Source organism: Romboutsia sp. Marseille-P6047 (assembly GCF_900604535.1).
Taxonomy (GTDB): domain Bacteria; phylum Bacillota; class Clostridia; order Peptostreptococcales; family Peptostreptococcaceae; genus Romboutsia_E.
Genome location: NZ_UWOT01000002.1, coordinates 326,716 through 350,793, shown reverse-complemented (window position 1 = coordinate 350,793; position 24,078 = coordinate 326,716). Strand labels below are relative to the sequence as shown.

21 protein-coding genes, 1 riboswitch and 1 other annotated feature are annotated in these 24,078 nt (G+C 26.0%); of the genes, 4 read left to right on the top strand and 17 right to left on the bottom strand.

Translation table 11 applies throughout. From position 1 onward, the window contains the following. Positions 1-124 precede the first annotated feature (124 nt). Complete coding sequence (locus EIH23_RS03595; RefSeq protein WP_122638848.1) at positions 125-652, top strand: AbrB family transcriptional regulator; 528 nt, start codon at positions 125-127, stop codon at positions 650-652. 14 nt (positions 653-666) lie between these two features. On the opposite strand, the gene EIH23_RS03590 is transcribed toward EIH23_RS03595, so the two are convergent. The 6 genes from EIH23_RS03590 to EIH23_RS03565 all read right to left on the bottom strand — a co-directional run bounded on the left by EIH23_RS03590 (position 667) and on the right by EIH23_RS03565 (position 5,461). Beyond that, positions 667-1,320 carry a DNA-3-methyladenine glycosylase gene (locus EIH23_RS03590; protein ID WP_122638847.1) on the bottom strand — a complete coding sequence of 218 codons (654 nt, stop codon included), beginning with the start codon at positions 1,318-1,320 and terminating at the stop codon, positions 667-669. Between the two features lie 112 nt (positions 1,321-1,432). After that, positions 1,433-2,209, bottom strand: a complete 777-nt coding sequence (locus EIH23_RS03585; protein ID WP_122638846.1) for a MetQ/NlpA family ABC transporter substrate-binding protein — start codon at positions 2,207-2,209, stop codon at positions 1,433-1,435. 66 nt (positions 2,210-2,275) lie between these two features. Continuing rightward, positions 2,276-2,938 (bottom strand): methionine ABC transporter permease, encoded by a 663-nt coding sequence (locus EIH23_RS03580; RefSeq protein ID WP_122638845.1) that lies wholly within the window; start codon positions 2,936-2,938, stop codon positions 2,276-2,278. After that, positions 2,925-3,896, bottom strand: coding sequence for a methionine ABC transporter ATP-binding protein (locus EIH23_RS03575; protein WP_122638844.1), 972 nt, complete (start codon positions 3,894-3,896; stop codon positions 2,925-2,927). Before EIH23_RS03575 ends, EIH23_RS03580 begins: the two co-directional genes overlap by 14 nt. A gap of 83 nt (positions 3,897-3,979) precedes the next feature. Further along, positions 3,980-4,086, bottom strand: a riboswitch (SAM riboswitch). Between the two features lie 98 nt (positions 4,087-4,184). Further along, entirely contained in the window at positions 4,185-4,817 is a 633-nt protein-coding gene (locus EIH23_RS03570; protein ID WP_122638843.1) for a hypothetical protein, read from the bottom strand. A gap of 149 nt (positions 4,818-4,966) precedes the next feature. Beyond that, positions 4,967-5,461: a hypothetical protein gene (locus EIH23_RS03565; protein ID WP_122638842.1), complete on the bottom strand. Its 495-nt coding sequence runs from the start codon at positions 5,459-5,461 to the stop codon at positions 4,967-4,969. A 122-nt stretch (positions 5,462-5,583) separates the two neighbouring features. Here EIH23_RS03565 and EIH23_RS03560 point away from each other — a divergent pair, with 122 nt between their 5' ends. Then, positions 5,584-5,805, top strand: coding sequence for a hypothetical protein (locus EIH23_RS03560; protein WP_124097558.1), 222 nt, complete (start codon positions 5,584-5,586; stop codon positions 5,803-5,805). Positions 5,806-5,852: 47 nt separating this feature from the next. Here EIH23_RS03560 and EIH23_RS03555 read toward each other — a convergent pair whose 3' ends face one another. The 8 genes from EIH23_RS03555 to asnA all read right to left on the bottom strand — a co-directional run bounded on the left by EIH23_RS03555 (position 5,853) and on the right by asnA (position 15,751). Further along, positions 5,853-6,614: an alpha/beta hydrolase gene (locus tag EIH23_RS03555; RefSeq protein WP_122638840.1), complete on the bottom strand. Its 762-nt coding sequence runs from the start codon at positions 6,612-6,614 to the stop codon at positions 5,853-5,855. Positions 6,615-6,653: 39 nt separating this feature from the next. Continuing rightward, complete coding sequence (locus tag EIH23_RS03550; protein WP_122638839.1) at positions 6,654-7,376, bottom strand: glycerophosphodiester phosphodiesterase; 723 nt, start codon at positions 7,374-7,376, stop codon at positions 6,654-6,656. Between the two features lie 84 nt (positions 7,377-7,460). After that, positions 7,461-8,474 carry a sensor histidine kinase gene (locus tag EIH23_RS03545; RefSeq protein WP_122638838.1) on the bottom strand — a complete coding sequence of 338 codons (1,014 nt, stop codon included), beginning with the start codon at positions 8,472-8,474 and terminating at the stop codon, positions 7,461-7,463. After that, positions 8,471-9,148: a response regulator transcription factor gene (locus EIH23_RS03540; protein ID WP_122638837.1), complete on the bottom strand. Its 678-nt coding sequence runs from the start codon at positions 9,146-9,148 to the stop codon at positions 8,471-8,473. Before EIH23_RS03540 ends, EIH23_RS03545 begins: the two co-directional genes overlap by 4 nt. Before the next feature lie 12 nt (positions 9,149-9,160). Continuing rightward, the gene (locus EIH23_RS03535) at positions 9,161-12,328 is read right to left on the bottom strand and encodes a DEAD/DEAH box helicase (RefSeq protein ID WP_122638836.1); all 3,168 of its coding nucleotides are present in this window, start codon (positions 12,326-12,328) and stop codon (positions 9,161-9,163) included. A 210-nt stretch (positions 12,329-12,538) separates the two neighbouring features. Further along, complete coding sequence (locus tag EIH23_RS03530) at positions 12,539-13,918, bottom strand: MATE family efflux transporter (RefSeq protein WP_330566167.1); 1,380 nt, start codon at positions 13,916-13,918, stop codon at positions 12,539-12,541. Positions 13,919-14,036: 118 nt separating this feature from the next. Beyond that, entirely contained in the window at positions 14,037-14,534 is a 498-nt protein-coding gene (locus EIH23_RS03525) for a lecithin retinol acyltransferase family protein (RefSeq protein WP_122638835.1), read from the bottom strand. A gap of 212 nt (positions 14,535-14,746) precedes the next feature. After that, complete coding sequence (asnA, locus tag EIH23_RS03520) at positions 14,747-15,751, bottom strand: aspartate--ammonia ligase (protein ID WP_122638834.1); 1,005 nt, start codon at positions 15,749-15,751, stop codon at positions 14,747-14,749. A 60-nt stretch (positions 15,752-15,811) separates the two neighbouring features. Then, positions 15,812-16,062, bottom strand: a binding site (T-box leader). A 324-nt stretch (positions 16,063-16,386) separates the two neighbouring features. On the opposite strand from asnA, the gene hydE reads away from it, so the two are divergent. Next, a complete protein-coding gene (gene hydE, locus EIH23_RS03515; RefSeq protein ID WP_122638882.1) occupies positions 16,387-17,454 on the top strand; it encodes a [FeFe] hydrogenase H-cluster radical SAM maturase HydE in 1,068 nt (355 codons plus the stop codon). Between the two features lie 103 nt (positions 17,455-17,557). Here the strand turns inward: hydE and EIH23_RS03510 are convergent, their stop codons facing one another. Then, positions 17,558-19,684 carry an adenosylcobalamin-dependent ribonucleoside-diphosphate reductase gene (locus EIH23_RS03510; RefSeq protein WP_122638833.1) on the bottom strand — a complete coding sequence of 709 codons (2,127 nt, stop codon included), beginning with the start codon at positions 19,682-19,684 and terminating at the stop codon, positions 17,558-17,560. A gap of 289 nt (positions 19,685-19,973) precedes the next feature. Here EIH23_RS03510 and EIH23_RS03505 point away from each other — a divergent pair, with 289 nt between their 5' ends. Continuing rightward, positions 19,974-20,840, top strand: a complete 867-nt coding sequence (locus EIH23_RS03505) for an EamA family transporter (RefSeq protein ID WP_122638832.1) — start codon at positions 19,974-19,976, stop codon at positions 20,838-20,840. A gap of 36 nt (positions 20,841-20,876) precedes the next feature. Here EIH23_RS03505 and EIH23_RS03500 read toward each other — a convergent pair whose 3' ends face one another. Together EIH23_RS03500 and EIH23_RS03495 are read right to left on the bottom strand one after the other, a co-directional pair. Then, on the bottom strand, positions 20,877-22,775 hold the full coding sequence (locus tag EIH23_RS03500; RefSeq protein WP_122638831.1) for an FUSC family protein: 1,899 nt from the start codon (positions 22,773-22,775) through the stop codon (positions 20,877-20,879). A gap of 340 nt (positions 22,776-23,115) precedes the next feature. Continuing rightward, on the bottom strand, positions 23,116-24,009 hold the full coding sequence (locus EIH23_RS03495) for a tagatose-bisphosphate aldolase subunit GatY (RefSeq protein WP_122638830.1): 894 nt from the start codon (positions 24,007-24,009) through the stop codon (positions 23,116-23,118). Positions 24,010-24,078: the final 69 nt, after the last annotated feature.

The following is a 24,078-nucleotide window of genomic DNA, read 5'->3' as shown; positions in this document are numbered from 1 at the left end:
CTTAAAAAATTATAATCCATATATATATTACAATATTATTTAGTGTTCTTAAAGTGTTTTATGTAGCAAAATGAATACTTGTATTGTATAATCAAAATTAATGACATAATCTAGGAGGATATATATGGATAAGGCTATTTTAAGCTCGGCTATTGGATTAGACAAAATAATATACACTTTAGCTATTGGCTCTATTGGAGGAGTAATTGGGGTTAAGTTAAAAATTCCTGCAGGAGCTATGATTGGGTCTATGATTTCTGTTGGTATATATAACGTTTTTATCAGTAAAGGTTACGTTCCTTCTAACTTCAAAACTATTGCACAAATAGTTATTGGCTGTATAATTGGACTTAATTTTACTATGGATTCTATTTTAGGTCTAAAAAAACTTATAATCCCATCTATAATCTTAGTTATTGGATTAACTTTTTTAAGTATAATTTTAGGACTTATATTACATAAAACTACAGGACTTGATTTGCCAACTGCGTTATTTAGTTCAGCTCCTGGTGGTTTAACAGATATGGTTATTATGTCTGAATCATTTGGTGCACAAACACATATTGTTGCTTTACTTCATCTTACTAGATTAACAACTGTATTAACAGTTTTACCTATAGTTATAAGATTTATTACAACTAAACTTTTATAATAAAACTGGGAGCTTTACTTGCTCACAGTTTTATTTTTTTCAATTACAGAAACATATTTATTATTTTTTATATAAAATCTCCAAAGATAATCTTTAGCTTCTTGAGCATAATCTATATTTATTCTTTTTCCTATCTCAATTTCAAAGTTATTATCTGCATAAATTTTTTCATTATTTTTATAATAAAAATCACTTATGTATAATTCATCTCCTAATATACTTTTTTCATTTAAGCTTTTATCTATTTTTAGTCCCATACAAAGCTTTCCTGGTCCATTTGTAATATTTTTTCTTTGATATGTATTTAAGTCTTTATATTCTTTTTTATATCTATTTTCTGATATTTCATCTATATTTTCAATAGGTTCCACAGCTCTAATTAAAACACATTCGGGTATATTTTCTTTATTTGCAGATATATTTAGACAATAATACATACCATAAATTAAATAAACATATATGTGACCTCCCTCTAAGTATAAAGGTTTTGTCCTATTTGTTTTTTTATCCTTATATACGTGAGCTGCTTTATCATTTATTCCCATATAACTTTCTGTTTCTACAATTTTACTTACTATTTGTTTTCCATCATACTCTCTTATCAGATACATACCTAAAATACTTTTAGCTAATTCTATTGCATCTTGTTGAAAAAAATGTTTATCCAAAGTAGCATCTCCTTTATAAATGTATTTAAACTTAGTATATCACGACTTTAAATATGTATAATAGTATGAAGAAAACTGGAATAAAATAATATCCCAGTTCAAGAATTAATTACTAAAATGATGGTATTATACTACCTTCATATTTTTCTTCAATAAAGTTCTTTGCTTTATCGCTAGTTAAAGCATCAGATAAAACTTTTATCTTCTCACTTTCCTTATTATCTTCTCTGCATGCTAATACATTTGAATATGGTGAATCTGAAGATTCTATTGCTATAGCATCCTCTGTTGGATTTAAGTTTGCGCTTAATGCATAATTTGTATTTATTACAGCTGCATCTACATCTTGCAATACGCTTGGAAGTTGAGCTGCTTCTACTTCTATAAACTCTATATTTTTATTGTTTTCAGATATATCTTTTACTGTTAATAATTCTTTATTATCAACCTTTATTAATCCATTATCAGCTAATAATTGTATAGCTCTTGATCCATTAGTAGGGTCATTTGGTATTGCTATTTTTGAATTATCTTTTAACTCACCTAATGATTTTAGTTTATTTGAGTACACTCCCATTGGTTCTAGATGTACCTTAACAGAGTAAGTTAAATCATATCCTTTTTGGCTTACTGTTTCTTCTAAATATGGAATATGCTGAAAATAGTTAGCATCTAAAGCCCCTTCAGATAAAGCTGTATTTGGCAATACGTAATCATCAAATATTTTCACATCTAATTTATATCCTTTTTCTTCTACTAGAGGTTTTATTGCATCTAGTATTTCTGCATGAGGAGTTGATGATGCACCTACAACTATTGTTTTATCTTCTGATGCATCTGCTTTTTTGCTACTATTCTCACCTAAGGAGCATCCCACTACTGATGTCATTATCACTAATCCCAAACCTAATCCTAATATTTTTTTAATTTCATAATTTTATCCCCCTATTATATACTATTTTAGTTTTTTATAAGCTAAATTTCCTAAACTTTGTATTATTTGAACAATTATTATAAGAGTTATTACTGTGTAAATCATTACTGCTGTATCAAATCTTTGATGTCCATAAGTAAGCGCTACATTTCCAAGTCCACCAGCCCCAACAGCACCTGCCATTGCAGTATATCCTAGTATTGAAATTACTGATAATGTTATTCCTGACACAATAGAAGGCATTGCTTCTTTTATCATTACTTTAAATACTATTTGAGTTTTAGTAGCTCCAAATGATTTTGCAGCTTCTATTAATCCATAATCAACTTCATTTAATGCACTCTCTATTATTCTAGCTATAAATGGAGCTGCACCAACAGTTATAGGAACTATTGCAGCTTCTTCTCCTATTGATGTGCCAACTATTAGTCTTGTAAATGGAATTAAAGCAACTATAAGTATAATAAATGGGAAACTTCTAAAAATATTAACTATAAATCCTAATACTTTATATATTAAACTACAAGGCTTTAATCCATTTGGCTTTGTTACAACTAATGTTATTGCTAATATAAATCCAATTATTGTTGCAAGTATTGTTGGTACTAATATCATGTATAATGTTTCTAAGAACGCTTCTCCTAAAATTTCTGTTAAAAATGTACTTAAACTAGTTTGATTCATTGTTTATCTCCTCCCATCTTAGCCCTTCACTTTCTAAGTATGCTTTAACTCTATCTCCATATTCTGAAGATACATTTATAATTAATGACCCTAATATTTCATCTCTGAATTTCTCTAACCTTCCAAATACGATTGAGAAATCTATATCTAAATTTCTAGCCATACTTGTTATGACACAACTGTTAGAAACATTTTTAGGGAATAATATTTTTATATTAGTTCCTTTTGGTAAAATTATATTTTCTTCCCCAATTAACTTACTAAGTGCTTTACTATCATTAAAAAAAACTTCTTCTGTTTCATTTATATCTAAAACTTCACCATCTTCCATTATTGCTACTCTTGTGCATATTTGCTTTATAACTTCCATTTGGTGAGTTACCATAATAATTGTTATTCCAAACTTTTTATTTATATCTTGTAATAAACTAAGTATTGATTTTGTAGTATTTGGGTCTAATGCTGAAGTTGCTTCATCACAAAGAAGAACCTTTGGATTTAATGCTAATGCTCTTGCTATTGCTACTCTTTGCTTTTGACCTCCACTTAAGTTTCTTGGTTTAATATTACTTTTATCACTTAAACCTACTAGGTCTAATAATTCCTTTACTCTTTCTTCTTTTTCTTTCTTAGAATATTTAAAACATTCTAATGGTAAGGCTACATTTTCAAATACCGTCTTTCTTTCTAATAGTGAAAAGTGTTGAAATATCATTCCTAAATCTTTTCTAAGTAATCTAAGTCCCTCTCCTTTTAATGATTTGACTTCTTTCTCTCCTACAAGTACGCAACCTTCTTGATAGTCCTCTAAGCCATTTATACATCTAAGCAGCGTTGACTTTCCAGCTCCACTATGGCCAATAATTCCAAAAATTTCCCCATTTTTAATTTCCATATTAACATTATTCAAAACCTTAGTATCACCATAATATTTGTTTACATTTTTAATGCTTATCATATTTACTCCTCCCAAATATAATTCAATTAACGCTTTAAATTTAAAAAGCCTGAGTATAAACTCAGGCTTTTGTAAGCAGTTTATACTCATCTTTCAATTCTTATGAATTGCAGGATTTAGCACCTTGTATATAAAATATACTGGTTGCTGGGTTTCATCGGGCCAGTCCCTCCACCTCTCTTGATAAGGAATTATTTTATTTTGTACTTCTATGATTTATATATTATAGTTTTTTTTTCCATATGTCAATATATTTTCTGAATATTTTTATTTTGCACACTTTTTAGACTATTTGTTTTTTCCATTATTAGATGTAGTATCTATTCCTAACATATTATTCATATCTTTTATCATTTTATCAAACTCAGATCTAACATCATTTTCAACTTTAGTTGTATCATCAACTAATTTAATAAATTCATCTTGGCTCTTATTGTATGCATCTTTAGGAATTGTATCTAATCTACTTATTTTTTCATCTATTTCTTCTATTAAATCTTCACCTTCATCTATAAGCTCTTGATTTGCTTCTTTTAATTTTGCATCATCAGTTTTTGCATCATTTTTTAATCCATTAACAAAAGCTTGTAATTTTTCTTTACTATCTTGATACGCTGCTTTTACTTCTGATAAATATTTTTCATTACCAGGGTATTCTTTAGTTTTATAAGCGTTATTTACTTCATCTACACTACTATACATTGCATAATTATTTAAAGGAGATATATTATTAGTGTAAAGACCAGAGTAAGTATTTGCATACTCTGTATTTAAATACCCATTATCTTGTGTTGTAGTGCTATTTTGTGTTGTATTAGTGTTATTATCTGTTGTAGTTTCACCCTTTTTATTAGTACAACCAACTGATCCTACTGATAAACCTAACGCTAATCCTAGTGCTAATAATTTTTTTAATTCCATTTTACTTCCTCCTTAGTTTTATGTAGTACTCCTTATTATTTTTAATTATTTACTTAAATCTATACCTAATAAATCTTCTATTTTATCTAAAACATCATCAATATTATCATTATTATCTATGTCATCTAATTCTCTATCTAAATAATTTATTAATGAGTTTTTATCACTTTTAATAAATCTTCTTTCTTTAAATTTAAATCATCTTGTTTTTTTATTATTATTTCAATTGCTTTATCTGAGTATGATATTAAATCACTATTTAATTCTTGTAATTTAGAATCAATTATTTTTAATCCTGTTATAGATTTCTTAAATGATTCTATATTATTTTTACTATCTGATAATAAATTTTCATAATTCTTTATTAACTCTTCATTATTTAAGTTACTGTTATTATCTAGTAAATCATCTACACTTTCATCCTTTATATCTATAGGTTCTAAATATTTTTCATAATTCTTAGTTAATAAATCCTTGTACTCATCTTTACTTAATTCATTTGCTTTTTCAGTTTCTGATTGTGTGTTTTGAATACTTTCATTTGTTGTTTTTTCAACTTCTTCACTATTTCTTTTTGCACATCCAGTCATATTGAAGTTTAACATTAAAGTAAATATTATACCTAAAATGCTTAATCTTTTCATTTTTACCTCCTTGTGTATAAATAATTTATTTAAGTTATTATTTGTATATTTTTCTTTTTTAGTCTTATAAAGAGTAATATGTTTAAATAAATTGAAAATATGGGTATAATTCTTCTAGGAGTGTGATTGTTTTGAAAAATATAAATAAAATAAAAATAACTTATAATAACGGATTCACGAGAATAATTGAAAAAGATAGTATTCGAAATTTTTCATCTTTAATTGAATGGATGGATAAATTTAATAAAAACGAAGATGCGGGATTCTTGACACTATCTGGAAGAGATCTCGGTAGTGCAGTTTCTATTAATAAAAATAATGTAAAATATATAGAATCTATATAATAAAAAAGTATCTTAAAATTTTTATTTTAAGATACTTTTTTATTTCATCATATAAATGATTTAAATTCACTTTCTAAAACTTCTAAATCATCATAATCATAATAGAAATGACCTGAGCTTTCTAATTTTATAATACTTTTATTATTTAACTTATTATTGTATTTAAAACTCTTTTTATATATTTTTATACTTTTTAAACTTACAAGTTCATCGTTCATAGAGTGAAATATTAGCATTGGTATATCTATATTATTTAAATTTAATCTAACTTTTATTATTAGCTTAAATAAATCTATGTATCTTGGTGCCCATTTTATATAATTAAATAAATTTGTTTCATTTACACTAATAGCTTCATACGCATATCTTGTTAAAAGATCACCTTTAGGAATTATTCCTAGAGCTATTTTTATACAGCTTCTTATAATATTAAATTTTACTCTTATACATAACGGTGTTGCTATTGCAACAATATATTTTATATTTTGCTTGTACTTTAAATAGAATTCAATAGATAATAATGCCCCCATTGAATGTCCTACTAGTATTATATTTTTATATTTAGTTTTATACTTTTCAATTTCCCTTTCAATTGAAGTTCTCCACATATTTAAATTACTTTTTACAAAATCTTTTCCACTTTTTCCATGACCAGCAAGGAGTACTCCACAAACAGATATATTATTATCCATTGCAATTTGAGCAAGATTTCTAAATTGATATGGACTTTCTACTATACCATGTATAAATATTATCATAGTATCTGAATTCTTTACTTCTTGTACAAATGGCTTATGTCTATCTTTCATTTTCTCTACTCCCTATTACCCTTTTTAAGTATAAAATAACTATCTATTTACAAGTTTTTTTATCACATCAGGATCATCAGATATTAATGAGTCTATTCCCATTTCTATTAATTTTTTATAACTAACTTTCTCTTTACCTAACCAAACATTAACTTCTATACCTTCATTTTGTATTTTATTTACTTTTTCTTTAGTAAGATAATATGCTGATGGATGGTAGCATTCTACATTATAATTTTTAGTATATTTACCTGGCTCCATCATCCAGCAATCAGATAAAAATCCACATTTAATACTATCATCTATATTTTTCATTCTTATAATACTTTCATGATTAAATGATGATATAATAACTTTATCTTTTAAGTTATATTCAATTATTAGTTCATATACTTTCTCTTCTAGTTTTTCATAGTCATATACACTATTTTTTAACTCTATATTGGATATTATGTTAGTATCCTTTACTAGTTCGAAATATTCTCTTAATAGAGGTAATTTTATTTTTCCAAACTGTGCTCTGTACTTCCATGAAAAGTCATATTTTAATAATTCATCATATGTATAATCACATACTCTACCAGTACCATCAGAAGTACGATCTATAGTCTCATCATGTATTATGACAACTTCTCCATCTTTTGTTAGCTGAACATCAAATTCCATTCCATCTACACCAACCTCAATAGCTTTTTCAAAAGCTAAAAGAGTATTTTCTGGGTATTTTCCACTAAATCCACGATGAGCAAAATTTTTTACCATAATTTTAATTCTCCTATTCTTCTTATAAAATAAATCTTATATTACGTAATTTATGTAAATTGATGTTTACCGTAAATATTAATATTATTCAATAGTATTAAAGTAATCAGATAAATTATAAAATGTTATAATTACATCAGTAAACTCATTTTGTTTAGATATTATATTTATATCATGACTTAACTTTGTTAATATATTCTTAGCTATATAAAGTCCTATACCTGTAGATTTAGTCCTTTTTCTTCCATTTACACCTGTAAAACCTTTGTCAAATACTCTATCAATATCTTGTGGTGCTATTCCTATTCCATAGTCCTTTATATGCAGTTCCAATCCTTTTTTATTTTCAATTGTATAAATTTCTATTTTCCCATAACTCTCACTATATTTAATAGCATTATCAATTATTAATTCTATTATATGAGTAATCCATTTTTTATCAGTTAGTATAACTTTATTTAAGTCTAAAACATTTAACTCTATTTTATTATATATAAATTGGTATTTATTTTTCTTAATTACCTCTTTAACTATATTTTCTAAATTAACTTCATTTATAAAAAAATCTGAATTATAATTTCCTGCTCTACTTGAATACATAGCTTGTTCTACTAATTTATCTATTCTAGTAACTTCAGCTTTTATTTGTTTAGATAAATCTTTTCCATATTCTATTTCACTTACTCTCTTTCCAATTATCTCAAGAACTGATATTGGTATTTTCACTTCATGTATCCAATTAGTCATATAATCATTTATTTCTTCTAATTCTTTTTTTAAAGATTTTACTTCATCTTCATTTTTATCTATTATATTCTTAACTCTTTTATATTCATAGCTTTCTTTCAGTTCATAATTTTCTATATTAAAATCACTTACTGCATTAATAAAATTATTAACTCTTTTTTTATAATTTAAATAATCTAAATATAAAAATATAATAGATGTTAATGAAACTAGTAAATTCATATATATTAAGCTATCAGTGCTTTTAGATAAATTAGGATCTAAAATTATAATTAAATTTACTATTATCATTATTAAGATTATTAATATAAAAATTACCTTTGTATTTTTCAAATAATTTATAAATCTCATTTTATAATATATCCATGTCCTTTTTTAGTAAGTATAAATTCTTCTAAGCCTATACTTTCTAATTTTTTTCTAAGTCTATTTATATTAACTGTTAAAGTGTTTTCACTTATAAATTCTTCACTATCCCAAAGATTTTCTATTATTTCTTCCCTACTAACTATTTTTTCCTGATTTTCCATAAGTATCTTCATAATTTTCAACTCATTTTTAGTTAAATCTGTATTTTTATTTTTATAATAAATTTTACCTTCAACAATATTTAATATTACATCCTTAAATTTTATTATTTCATTTTTTATATCACTGTTATAAGAATATGTTCTTCTAAGTATTGCTTGTATTTTTGCAACTAAAATCTGGGGTGAAAATGGCTTTGTTATATAGTCATCTCCTCCCATATTTATTGACATTATAATATCCATATCGTTATCTCTTGATGATATAAATATTATTGGAACTTTTAAAAAGTTTCTTATTTGTAAGCACCAATAAAATCCATCATAACAAGGTAAGTTTATATCCATTAATACAAGCTTTGGATTTTTTTCTAAAACTTCATCAGTTATATTTTCAAAATTTCTAACTTCACATACACTATATCCCCATTTACTTAAGGTTAAACTGATTTCTCTACTTAGAGCATTATCATCTTCTACTATAAAAATATCTGTCATAAATTTACCTCTTTACTTTAATAAATCGAGTATATCCTCATCTGATAAACTCTTTAATACACTTCCATCAGATAAATTTCCATCTATCATATCATCAATTAATTCCTTTTTCTTTTCTTGAAGTTCAACTATTTTTTCTTCTATAGTTCCTTTGGCTATAAGCTTTATAACTTCAACAACGTCTTTTTGACCAAATCTATGAGCTCTATCACTTGCTTGATTTTCAACTGATGGATTCCACCAAGGATCAAAATGAATAACTGTATTTGCAGAAGTTAAATTAAGACCAGTTCCTCCTGCTTTTAGAGAAATTAAAAATACCTTTTTATCATTTCCTTCATTAAATTCATTTACAAGTTTTATTCTATCTATCGCCTTAGTTTGTCCATCTAAATAACTATAGCTTATATTATTTTGAGATAATTTCTTTCCTATATTTTTAAGTACACTTGTAAATTGTGAGAATACTAATATCTTATTATTTTCTTCTGTATATTCTTTTATAATTTCAAAACATGCATCAGTTTTGGCACTTTTACCTTTATAATCTTGTATTATTACACTTGGGTCTAAACAAAGTTGTCTTAATTTTGTTAAATAAGAAAATACGGTTATTTTATCTTTTATATTCTTCTTTTCTTTAAGTTTTTTTTGTATATCTTCTACATATACTCCATATACTTTTCTTTGTTCTTTACCCATTTCAACTAAAAATTGTCTTTCTATTTTATCTGGAAGTTCTTTTATAACTTGTTTTTTAGTTCTTCTTAGTATAAATGGCCTTATCATTCTTTTTAGATTTTCTATATGACCTTCATCTCTTATAAAAACTGCATTAAATTTAGTTAAATTATATAAATATCCAGGCATTATAAAATCAAAGATAGACCATAACTCCATTAAATTATTTTCTATTGGAGTTCCTGTAAGGGCAAATCTATTATTAGCTTTTATAGATTTTACTGCATCCGTACTCATAGCTGTTGGATTTTTTATATTTTGAGCTTCATCTATAATACAATAGTCAAAGTTTATATTTTCATATTTATCTAAATCATTTCTAAGGGAACCATAAGTAGTTAATATTACATCATAATCATTAATACTCTCTACTACTTTTTCTCGTTCTTTTTTTATACCATGAGCTATTCCTACTTTCATACTTGGTGCAAATTTTTCAAATTCACTTTTCCAGTTATGTATAAGTGAAGTAGGAGTTACTACTAAGCTCTTTTTATTTTCTTTAGATAATAAGAATGCTATTGTTTGTATAGTTTTTCCTAATCCCATTTCATCTGCTAAAATACCACCAAAACCACAATAATCTAAAGTTTCAAACCAACTTAAGGCATCAATCTGATAATCTCTAAGGTTTGCATTTAAATTACTTGGAACTTCTACAGATAAATTTTTAAGATTTTTAAACTTATCTACTAATTCTTTAGTTTTTTCTATACCATCTATATGAGGAAGCTTTTTTTCAGTAAGTAAATCATTTATAAATAAAGATTTACTTGTGTGAATTTTCATATTTTTATAGTTATCAGTAAATCCTAAACTTTCCATAAGCTTAAACATTTCTTTAGTTTCGGCTTCTTCTAAGTTTACAAAATTTCCATTTCCTAATTTGTAAAATCTTTTATTAATTTTAAATGCGTCTATTATTTTTTTATATTCGCTTTCATCTACACCTTCAATTTCAAAATTAAATTCTAAATAATGATTTACTTCTTCTCCAAGTCCTACTTTAATATTAGCTGAATTATATATTTTTCTTTCTTTTAGTTTTTCAGAATAGTATACTTCACCTATATTTTTTAATCTATTTATTTCCTTACTTAAAAAGTCATATAATTGTGCATCATTTCCTTTAAATACATATTTATTTTTATAATTTTCAAAGTAATTACTATATAATCTATATATAGCTTCTTGTTCTTTTACAGTATCTCTTATTACAAATTTACCTTCAGATTCGCCTTCATATTCAAACTTAAGGTCACAAGTTATTTTACTATCTTCTAAGTCAAAGTAAAATTTAACTTCTAACTCTCCGGAAGTGTTTTTTTCTATCTTCTCATCGATTTTTACATTACTGCATATTTTTTTAAGTTTTGGAATAACATTACTTAGTACCTCATTAACTTCACTTTTAGTAAATGATATTTCCTTAAACTCATCTAGTACACTATATAATTTATTGTAATATATACCATTTTCAGAATTAAGTAAGTATATATCACCTTTATAAAAAACTACATCTCCTTTTTGAGATATAGGAATTGGAAGTGGCCCTTCATTTTTAAGTAATATATTATCATCATCCATTTCTAAATCTATATTTATAGGTAATTCTCCTCTTATTACTCTTGGAGTATAATACATATTTCTAAATTTAAAATCAAATTCTCTATGTTCTAAAGCTTCTATTAATCTTCTAACTTTTGGTCCTGATAATGTCATATATCTAAGCTCTCTTTGTGGTGCAATATATGAAAGGCCTAAACCATATTCTTCTATCATATCAACTACTTTTTCATCTTCTTCTGAAAAATAATTGTCTATAGGATTATAAGCAAAATCAACTCCATACACTAGACTGTTAGAATTAGCTCTTGCAAAAGCAAACTCTCTTAAGTTTTTAAGTACATACATTTTATCAATACCTATTTTAAAGTCTGCACAAATAGTATTTGGTCCTACCATTTCTAGTTTAATATCTAAATTAACTTCCTCTTTAGAATTGCTTTTAAAGTAATTTAACAATTCTTTATTTATAAAATTTTTATTTCTATGAACCTTGCTTTTATTTTTTACTGTAAAAGTTGTCTGCTTTAAACTGCTTATTACATCTGATTTTAATAAGTTTACTACATACATAGTCATTGCTACTATGTGCTTGCATATAGCTAAATTAGTAGATGTACTTCTACTCATACAATCTTGGCAATTACAACTACCTGATGCGACTCTTTTGTTCTTTAAATCGATTACTATTGAGCTATTATAAACTCTATTTTGAAATTCTGAAGCTACTCTACCTTCAATAGTCAAAACTTTATCTTCATTTGTATATTTTACTTCTTCTACATATCCATCTTTATAGTATTCCGTACCTCTACTTAATCTAGTTTTATCCGTGTTATCAATTAGTATGTCATTTACTATTTTAAAGTCCATAATCTCACCTGTTTTCTTTTATTCTATTTATAACTTTATAAAACAAGTTAGAAGCTGTCTTTTATTTTAAGACAGCTTCTACGTTCATAATTTATATTTATTATATAAGCACCTGTGTTATATAATTTTAACCCGCTCTAATTTTTTTATTATAAGTTAGTTTATAGTTTTATAAATTAACTTATATTTTCTATAAGTAGTCTATTTATATTATATCAAATTTTTATCATCTTTTTTGCTCATTAATTTAAATTCTTTTAATGTACTCATACCCATAGGTAGAGCTATTATAAATGTTAATAAGTCAGCTATTAACTGGCTAATCTGAATACCTGTAACTCCAAATATCCTAGGTAGTATTATTATCATAGGTATAAAGCATAATCCTTGTCTTGCCATAGCTAATATACTTGCCTTTACATACTTTCCTATATTTTGAAGTAACATATTACATAGTATTATCCATCCTAAGAATGGAAATGCAATACAATGCATACGAAGTGCTGTAACACCTATTTCGATTAAACTAGAATCATCTTTAGTAAATAATGATACTATACTTGGTGCAAATATAATACCAAGTACACCTAATATGCTTAAAACTATTGTAGATACTTTTACACAAAACCAAAAAGCATTTTCTACACGTTTATAATTTTTAGCTCCATAGTTAAATCCACAAACAGGCTGAAACCCTTGACCAAATCCAATTAAAGCAGAGCTTGCAAATGTTGTAATACGCATAACTACAGACATTGCAGCTACTGCTCCATCACCATATAATCCTGCTCTAATATTAAGAAATATAGTAGCAAAACTTGTTATTCCTTGTCTACATAATGATGGTACTCCTCCATGTAATATTTCTTTATATTTATTTAAGTTTGGCTCAAAATTTTTAAATCTTATTGGTATAGTTCCTCCATAATCACAAAGCTTAATTAGTAAACTAAAGCTAATAATTTGACTGATTACAGTAGCTAAAGCCGCACCTTTAATTCCCATATTAAGCTTAAATATAAGAATAGGGTCTAATATAACATTCAAAACTGCACCTGTTGCTATACCAATCATAGCATAAGATGCATTTCCTTGTAATCTAAGCTGATTATTTAATACAAATGAAGAAATCATAAATGGAGCACCAATTAAAATTATGCCCATATAATTTTTTGCATAAGGTAATATAGAGTCTGTTGCTCCTAATACTTTAGCAAGAGGGTCTAAAAACATTATGCCTATTATAGTTATTATAACGCCAATAAAAAATGCTGAGAAAAATCCTGTCGATGCCATTTTTATCGCAGCTTCATTTTCCTTAGCACCTAATTTTCTTGAAATATAATTTCCCGAACCATGACCAAAACAAAATCCTATTGCTTGAAACATTGACATTAATGAAAATATAACTCCTACAGCTGCTGTTGCACTACTATTTATAAGGCTTACAAAAAAAGTATCTGCAATATTATAAAATGATGTAATTAACATAGTTATTATCGTAGGAATTGCCATTTTTATAACTAATTTTTCAACGGGTTCTTCTACCATTTTTTTATATTTTATTTTCTGTAATTCCTGTGCATTCAAATATACTCCCCCTTATATTAATAATACTTCTTATATGCTCTACTTTACATTATACCATTATTTTGCTTTAACTTTTATAAAGTACTCATTATAAACTAGATATTTTAAATATATTCTATTAATATATATCTATTTTACTCTTAATAAATATTGCATCTAACACTAAATTAACTTGATATGATTGACTAACTCCAGTTTTACACCAAACTGCAAAATATTCACAATTATTAAATCCTAAATTAAACCTACGCTCTCCAATTCTACTTCTAGCTCTTTTTACTGTTTCATCAGGAGAATAAATTTTATATTTTATCTTATTTTTTAATTTTAATAACATATACATTGCATATGCACTTTCTTTATAACCTCTATTTAAACCATTAGCTCTTATTCTTTTCACTGATTTAGAACTATCTTCTGAAAATTTGTATACATAATATCTATTTGAATTTCCCAAAAATTTATCCATAGAAGTTTCATCTATGTGCATTTTTCTCAAAAAAAAATCTTCATCTTTACCAGCATAATGGATGACATGATTTTCATCTACATATATACCAAAATGATTATAAATACCATGATTTACACATATTACATCTCCATATTCTGGCTTCATCTATATCCCTCCCTGCATTAGTAGTTATATAGATATTTTATGAATTTAAGTCCTATCTTGTTAATTAGTATATAAAATTACTTTTTATTATAAGAAATTTATTTTAGTTAAACAAAATAAATTCCAAGCCATTTTAAGATTATTTTAATCTATATGACTTGGAATTTATTTTATTAACTACACTAGTTTTAAAAACTACCTATTATATAAATTTATAATAAATATACTCCTGCTTCTTTGCACTCTTTAATCATTTTCTCTGGCCAAATTCCAACTTGAACCTCACCTATGTGTGCCTTGTTTAAAAAATACATACATATTCTAGACTGACCAATTCCTCCACCTATAGTATAAGGTAACTCTCCGTTTAATAAGGCTTTATGGAATTCTAATTCTTTTCTATCCTCACATCCAGATACTTCTAATTGTCTTTCTAAGCTTTCTTCATCTACTCTTATCCCCATAGAAGAAAGTTCTATAGCATTATCTAATACTGGGTTATAGAATAATATATCTCCGTTTAATTCCCAGTCATCATAGTCTGGACTTCTTCCATCATGTTTTTGACCGTTACTTAAAACTTTGCCTATTTGCATTAAAAATACTGCTTTCTTTTCTCTAACTATTGCATCTTCTCTTTCTTTAGGTGTTAAATTTGGATACATATCCAATAATTCTTGTGATGTTATAAAAGTTATCTCCTCTGGTAAATCACATCTTACTTCTGGATATATAGCATGTACATGCTCTTCAGTTTCTTTAAATACTTGATATATATCTTTTACAACCTTCTTTAGTGTTTCTATACTTCTATCTTCCTTATTTATTATAAGTTCCCAATCCCATTGATCTACATATAAAGAGTGTAGATTATCTAATTCTTCATCTTTTCTTATAGCATTCATATCAGTATATAGACCTTTTCCTACTGAAAAACCATACTTTTTAAGAGCCATTCTTTTCCACTTAGCTAGTGAATGTACTATTTCCGCATTTTTATTTAAATGAGGCACTGTAAAGCTTACTGGTTTTTCTATTCCGTTTAGGTTATCATTTACTCCTGTTTCTGGTAAAACAAATAACGGTGATGAAACCCTTGTTAATTTTAACATTTCCCCTAATCTGTTTTCAAAAAAGTCCTTTAAATCTTTTATTGCTTGCTGAGTTTCTATTACTCCTAAGCTAGTTTCATATTTTTGGGGTACTATTAAACACATACTACAACACTCCTTTTTGTTATTAATTCTTGATATTAAAAAAGCCCTTCATCCCTATATAAAAGGGACGAAAGGCTGTCTTCCGCGGTACCACCCAATTTAACTTTAATAAAAGTTCAACTCTATTAGCGTACAATTCATACACTACCAATATGATAACGGTTTGGCTCCGACTAAGTCTACTCTCTTAATTAAAGATTTCGGTTAGTAGCTCTGGGATGTTCTTCGTTATAAATCTTGTACTGGACTCTCACCATAACCAGCTCGCTTTGACTTAATTTTATAATTACTCTTCCCTTCAATGCGTTTTTGAATTTTCTGTATTTTCTTATTACTAATAGTAATTCATACTTCACTTTATGTCAATAAATAGTTTTTTTATTTTTTATTATTAAAATTCTATATATTAAAACTTTTTTAACACAGTATAAGATTTACATTCATTTATTTATGTAGTATAACGGTTTCTACTTAATTTTATAAGAAATTACTATATTTTACAAAATAATAAATTTAAACTATAAACTTTTATTTATACTAATATAATTATATAGCAATTTAAGAAATTAAGTACTACAATTTATTTTAAAGAAAACAAATCCTAAGTCTGAAAGGAGTAAAGTAAATTGTACATTATGGCATTAATACATAAATTATGTGAGACTCATAACTTATCAGAAGATGAATTAATTTATTTAATTGATAGTATTAGCTCAGAAGATAAAGAATATTTATTTAAAAAAGCAAGTCAAGTAAGAGATCACTATTATGGAAACAAAATTTTTTTAAGAGGACTTATAGAATTTACTAATTACTGTAAAAATGACTGTTATTACTGCGGTATACGTTGTTCTAATAAGAATATAGATAGATATAGACTTTCTTTAGATGATATACTAGAATGCTGTAAAATTGGATATAAACTTGGATTCAAAACCTTCGTACTTCAAGGTGGAGAAGATCCTTTTTTTACAGATGATAAGTTGATTAATATTATAAAACTGATAAAGGAAAATTATAATGATTGTGCCATAACTTTATCTTTGGGAGAAAGAAGTTATGATTCTTACAAAAAATTATTTGATGCAGGAGCTGATAGATATTTACTTAGACATGAGACAGCCTGTGAAAAACACTATTCTAAATTACATCCAGAAAATTTAAACTTATATGATAGAAAAAAATGCCTTTTAAATTTAAAAGAAATTGGATTTCAAGTTGGGGCAGGATTCATGGTAGAATCTCCATTCCAAACAACTGAAAATTTAGCAAAAGATTTAAGATATCTAAAAGAATTAGATCCTCATATGGTTGGTATAGGTCCATTTATCCCTCATCATGACACTCCATTTAAAAATGAAAAAGCTGGTAGTTTAGATAAGACGCTATTAATGCTCGCAATAACAAGGCTATTATTACCAAAAGTTTTATTACCAGCTACAACAGCACTTGGTACAATAAGCAATATAGGTAGAGAGTTGGGTTTAAAAGCTGGTGCAAACGTTATAATGCCTAATTTGTCTCCCAAAAAACTTCGTAAAAAATACTCTCTTTATAATAATAAGGTTGGTACAGGAGATGAGGCAGCAGAATCTAAAAGACTAATAGAAGAAAAAATCAACAATGCAGGATTTATATTAGATGATAGTAGAGGAGATAATATTTCCCAGGAAAGAAGTGGAACTATTCTGAATACATTATAAAAATATATTTTTTACCATCAATAAAAGATAGTATTTAATAATTAAGATAGTTAGGATATATATAATATATATATATATCCTAACTATCTTTTATTTATACTACTTAATTACACTTACTATACCCACACTGTAAACAAATCGCACATCCTCCTGTAGGAATAACTGTTTTATTTCCACATTCCGGACAAATAAATTCTTCAACACCATCTTCTAATGTAACTATTCCTTCATCATGCTTATCTTCTTTTTTTGCCTTTTTATCAGCCTTATCATTTAATAAAATTCCACTTCTTTTGCAACCATCTCTATAAATAGTAATACCTTTAAGTTTATTTTTCCATGCTAACATATATATATTATACACATCTTCAACAGTAGCTTCATAAGGCAGGTTAATTGTAGATGATATTGATGCATCAATATACTTTTGCCATGCTGCCTGCATCTTTATTCTTTCATCAGGTTTTAATGTCATAGCAGTTTCAAAAATATTAGGTAAATCATTATCGTCTAAAATATCGTTTATATCCATATATTCTTTAACAATAGGTGTATATACCTTATAAAATACATCTTCATCATGTAAGCTTTCAGTTTTTCTTATATATGAAGTATTAAACATCGGCTCTATTCCTCCACTTATTCCTAACATTGTAGATATAGAACCCGTTGGTGGTATTGTCAATATTTGTGAATTTCTTAATCCATATTTTTTTATTAACTCTTTAACATCATCATCTATATTATTAATAAAGAAATCAGATTTAAATATAGCTTCTTTATTATATTTTTCATAGCTTCCTAATTCTTTTGCTAATAATGCAGATTGCTTAATAGCACTATTTAACATTATTTTAGCTAATTCTTCACATAATTTAATAGATTCTTCTGATCCATATCTTATATTTAGTTTTATAAGCATATCAGCTATACCCATAACGCCTAAACCAATTTGTCTATATTCTCTAACACTTTCTTTTTGTTCATCTAATGGATGTAAGTTTAGTCCTTCATCCAATACTTCATTAAGTCCAATTATACAATCAGATACAGTATCTTTAAATTTTTCTTTATCAAAAATTGCATTTTCTGTGAATGGTTCTACTACAAATTCAGATAAATTTATAGAACCTAATAAGCAACTTCCTCCAGGTGGTAGTGGCTCTTCTGCACAAGGATTAACTCCAGCATATTTAAACTTTTCATCTTCACTTAATAAATGATATCTTTCAATGTTGTCCCAAAAAAGTATTCCAGGTTCTGCAAAGTCCCAATTATTAGTTATAAGCTTCATAAATAACTTATAAGCATCCACTTCTTTTTCTATTACTTCTTTAGTTTCTTCTACTACAAACTTACATTTATATTTTTCCTTCTTCTCTACAGCTTCCATAAACTTATCATTTATTCTAACAGATATATTAGCTTTAGTTACTTTTTCTAAATCTGTTTTTACATCTATAAAAGATTCTATATCTGGATGATTTATATCCATAGATATCATTAAAGCTCCTCTTCTTCCTCTTTGACCAATTAATCCAGTTGTCATTGAGTATAAATCCATAAAGCTAACTGCTCCTGTAGTTGTTTTTGCAGAATTGTGAACTAATGCTCCACTTGGTCTTAATTTAGATATATCAAATCCAACTCCACCACCATAACTAAATGTTCTTGCTAGCTTTTTAGCTGTATCAAATATTGATTCTAAGTTATCCTCTGGTGGACTTAAAACATAACAATTTGAGTAAGTTACTTTAATTCCATCCTTAGGTAAACCTCTATTTGCTAGAATTCTTCCTGCAAATAGAAATTTTCTTTCTCTTATTAACTTAGCTATCTTTCTGTTATTTCCTGAAACTCTATCTATCCACTCATCAAAAGATTCATTATTATATTGATATTTGTTAGTCCAAATTGATTTTTGTAATTCATCCATATGCCATTTTGATTTTCTTATATCAGCTCTTTTATCTCTATATAATATATACTTTTTTGCAACATCTTTTCTATTAGATTCCATTAATAAAAGCTCTACATTATCTTGTATATCTTCTACGCTTATTTCTTCTTCCCTTGAATTTACTATTTCTTCTATTTTATCAGCAACCATTTTGGGTAATTCTTTATCTTCTCCTTCTTTGCTATTTATAGTTGACTTATAAATAGCATTCATTACTTTTACTTTATTGAATGGTTCAGTTGTACCATCTCTTTTTATGATTTTCTTCATAACTTTGTAACTCCCATTCTTAATATATTTTAGCTATTTTTATATTAACTTGTATACTTTATCTTGTGTATTAATATATTTTTTAAATAAAAACATACTATATATAGTATGACAATACTATATCTTCTTTATTTATATAAATATATTTTTAATATAACTTATTCACAAAGTTTTATAAAATTGATTGATATATTATTAAAAATATACTAAACTAAATAAGTTGAATATACTAATTAATTTCAATTGATTTTAATATTCATTAATATACTTATGGGAGGACTATACATAAATGTGGTTAATATTCGCATTTGGTTCAGCTTTATTTGCTGGTGTTACTGCTATTCTTGCAAAGATAGGAATAAAGAATACTGATTCAAATTTAGCAACTGCAATTAGAACTATTATTATTTTAATTTTTTCATGGTTAATGGTATTTGTCGTAGGATCTTTTGATACAATACCTAATATTAGCTATAAAACTCTATTATTCTTAATATTCTCTGGTCTTGCAACAGGAGGCTCTTGGTTATGTTATTTTAAAGCCCTTCAACTAGGAAATGTTAATAAGGTTACACCTATTGATAAGTCAAGTACAGTGTTAACTATGATTTTAGCATTTATAATTCTTGGTGAATCTCTTTCTTTTACTAAAATTATTGGTATGATATGTATTGCTATTGGTACTTATATGATGATTACTAAAAAGGAAATAGATATTGATGATAATACTAAAACTAATAATAAATGGATGTTTTATGCTATTCTTTCAGCTGTTTTTGCTAGTTTAACATCAATACTAGGTAAAATAGGTATTATTGGAATTGAGTCTAATCTAGGAACTGCTATTAGAACTATTGTAGTTTTAATAATGGCATGGATTGTTGTGTTTATAACTAAAAAGCAAGGGGAAATAAAAAATATAGATAAAAAAAGTTGGATATTTATTTGCTTATCAGGTATAACAACTGGTATGTCTTGGCTGTGCTACTATAAAGCATTACAAGATGGAGAAGCAAGTATAGTTGTTCCAATAGATAAATTAAGTATTTTAATTACTGTAGCTTTTTCTTATATATTCTTAAAAGAAAAGCTGACAAAAAAATCTTTTATAGGACTGATAATTATAACACTTGGAACACTTACACTTTTAATATAAAAAGCTTAAGGCATGAATACCTTAAGCTTTTTATTTTTAAATTGCTATTTTTATATCTGATATTTTTCTTAATTCTTTTAAAATAATAACTATACTGCTTAATGTTATTTTAGTTCTTAAATCTTTTATTTCTCTTATATTTGCTTTTATTTCTTCTATTGTATTTTCGATTGGTTCATTTTTATACTCAATTAATTGATTTATTTCATCTAAAATATACTTTACATATTTTGGATTAACTTTTTCTCTTATAATCCAAATATATAGCTCATATATATTTGTAACTAAAAATCTTTCTTCTTTTATTAATTTATCATAAGAATTAATACCTAGTATTTGATTATTAACTTTTAACTTTTCTTCTACTAAAGATGTAATTATAAGTAAGTTCTTTATACCATGAGGTTGCTTAATACCTCCTGCAACATTTTTAATTTCTCTAAGCATATCTGATACCGCACCTTTATATATTGCTTGTAACTCATCATTTGAATCCTTTAGTTTATATGGAAATATCACTTTATTAGCTATTATCGCAATTAATGCACCTAATGCAACAAATATTAATCTATTTAGTGTTAATGATCCTATATCTCCTAAAATTGCTGCAGAACCAATTGCAGATACAGTTACACATATTGTACTATGCTTATATTCTTTCAAATATCCACTTATATAGCCAGTTAACATTAATATTAAACTTCTTGATGTAGTATCTTTAAATATATTAAATAATATAAATACAATTATACTTCCTATTATTGTAGATAATATTCTATCTTTTATTTTGCCTTTAGATATCTCATATATTGGATTAATAATAGATAACATTGTAAACATTATCCATCGACCTTCTGATAAATTAAATAAATCTGTTATAAATGCTCCAAATGTAATTGTTATTGCTACACGCATTGCATAACAGAATTTAAGAGATTTATGATTTTTAGACATGTATTTAATTTTTCCGTTATTTTTAATGTCTCCTATTGATTTAACTAAGTTATAGTTTTCCTTTTTTAAATTCTTTAATTCTTGTAATGTATCTTTTAAAAGTATAGTACTATCTAAAAGTTGTAGTGTAAGTAAGTCACTTATATTTCTTTTTTCACATTCACTTAAGAATTCATATATATCTTTTTCTAAATCAGTTTTAATATCTTTGCCTTCTAAAACATCTTTTGTGTCTAAGATTAGTTGTTCTAAGTTATTAATTATATACAATACATCATCTGATTTATCAATTACTTTAAGCATTGTATATATACTTTCTAACGCCACAGATAAATTAAGTTTTATTCTACCTTCTTCTGTTAGATAAAATTCAACTTCTCTTTTATCATAAACCATCTTTCTAAATGCATTTATATTAGACTCTATATCTATATCTGTATTTTCTTTAGATTGGCCTTTCATACTTTCAATCTTTGATGTTATTGCATTACAAACACTTATTAATATTTTATTTCCACTTTTAGACATCTTATTTTTATTAGCTATTATTTGAGCTAACATTATAAATAATGCTCCAAATATAAGAGCTAATAATCTTTTGGGTATTTGATCTATGTTTACTGGAGCTGATAATAAAAATAAATATTGTAGAGTAAATGGAAAATACATTGGTGTTTCTAGATTATAGCAAAGTGTATAACTCACTGTAAATAAAGCTATAAAATTAATCACAATACCTAACCATATATTTGATAATGCAATCATTGCACATATACCTATAAATAAATTAAGTAAAATTAATCTAATAGAATTCCTTATAGGTGATATGGTTAAATCTTTACTTAAAAACATTAGTGTAGCAGTTATTGTAGTTATTCCTATTAGTGTATTTTCATCTCCAAATATACTTTTAAATCCAACTACAAAGGCTACTACAAATATAAATACTAAACTTTTTGATATAATTAGTTTTTTATTCATACTCAGTCCCCTTTATCTTTTTATTTTGTCAATTTTAATTTTATAATTAGTTTTTTACTTTTTAATAGATATTTTTATTTTTAGATATATTATTAGTTAAAAATGTTATTATTATTGATTAAAATTTAATATTAAATAGCATATTTTAAATTCCTCTATTTGTCAATAACGGTATTTTTAAATATTTTAGTTACAAATTTGTAACCAAAAATCCTCTATATAAATTATCAATATTATATTGATAATCATATAGAGGATTTTTATTTATACACAGTTACTATATCTTTACCTTTATTTATTTTGCCAATAAACACTTACTTAATTCATAAATTTATAAATTTTAATATATACTATCATTATAACTTAATGCTTTACTTTGGCTATTGCACATTTTTATTTTATTTACAACTACATCATACATTGCTTTTTTAGCTGGTACTAGATATTGTCTTGGATCTGTTGCATCTGGATGCTCTTTAAAATACTCTTTTATAGCATTAGAAAAAGGAATTTTAAGCTCTGTAGCTATATTAACTTTACATATTCCAAGACTAGTAGCCATTTTTACGGCTTGAGTTGGAACGCCTGATGCTCCATGAAGTACTAGAGGAATATGAACTAAATTTCTTATTTTATCCAACCTTTCAAAATCTAGTTTAGGCTCTCTCTTATATAGGCCATGGGCTGTTCCTATAGCAACTGCTAATGAATCTACGTTAGTTAATTTTACAAATTCTACTGCTTCATTAGGGTCTGTAAAAAAGGAATCTCTCTCATCAACAACTAAATCATCTTCTTTCCCTCCTAATTTACCAAGTTCAGCTTCAACAGTTGCACCATATTCATGTGCAAAATCAACAACATCTTTTACTATAGATACATTTTCTTCAAATGGATACTTCGATGCATCTATCATAACTGATTTACACCCAAGTGAAATTATTCTTTTTATATCTTCTACATTTTCATGGTGATCTAAATGAAATGTAAGTGGTATGTCATTTATTTCTTTTGCTTTTTCTATGATAGCTAATAGGTACTCTTCTCCAGCATATTTTACTGTTGAAGGTGTAGCAGCTAATATAACTGGCGATTTTAAATCTCTCGCTGCATCTAATACAGTTTCAATAGTTTCCAGGTTATGTATATTAAATGCTGGTACCGCATATCCTTCTTTTTGAGCATTTAATAGCATTGACTTGCTTGATTGTAATTTATTTTTTAATTTACACATATACTCGCCCCCTACTTTTATTTAGATTATCTTTACACTTATATCTATATTCATTATTTCTAAATAAAA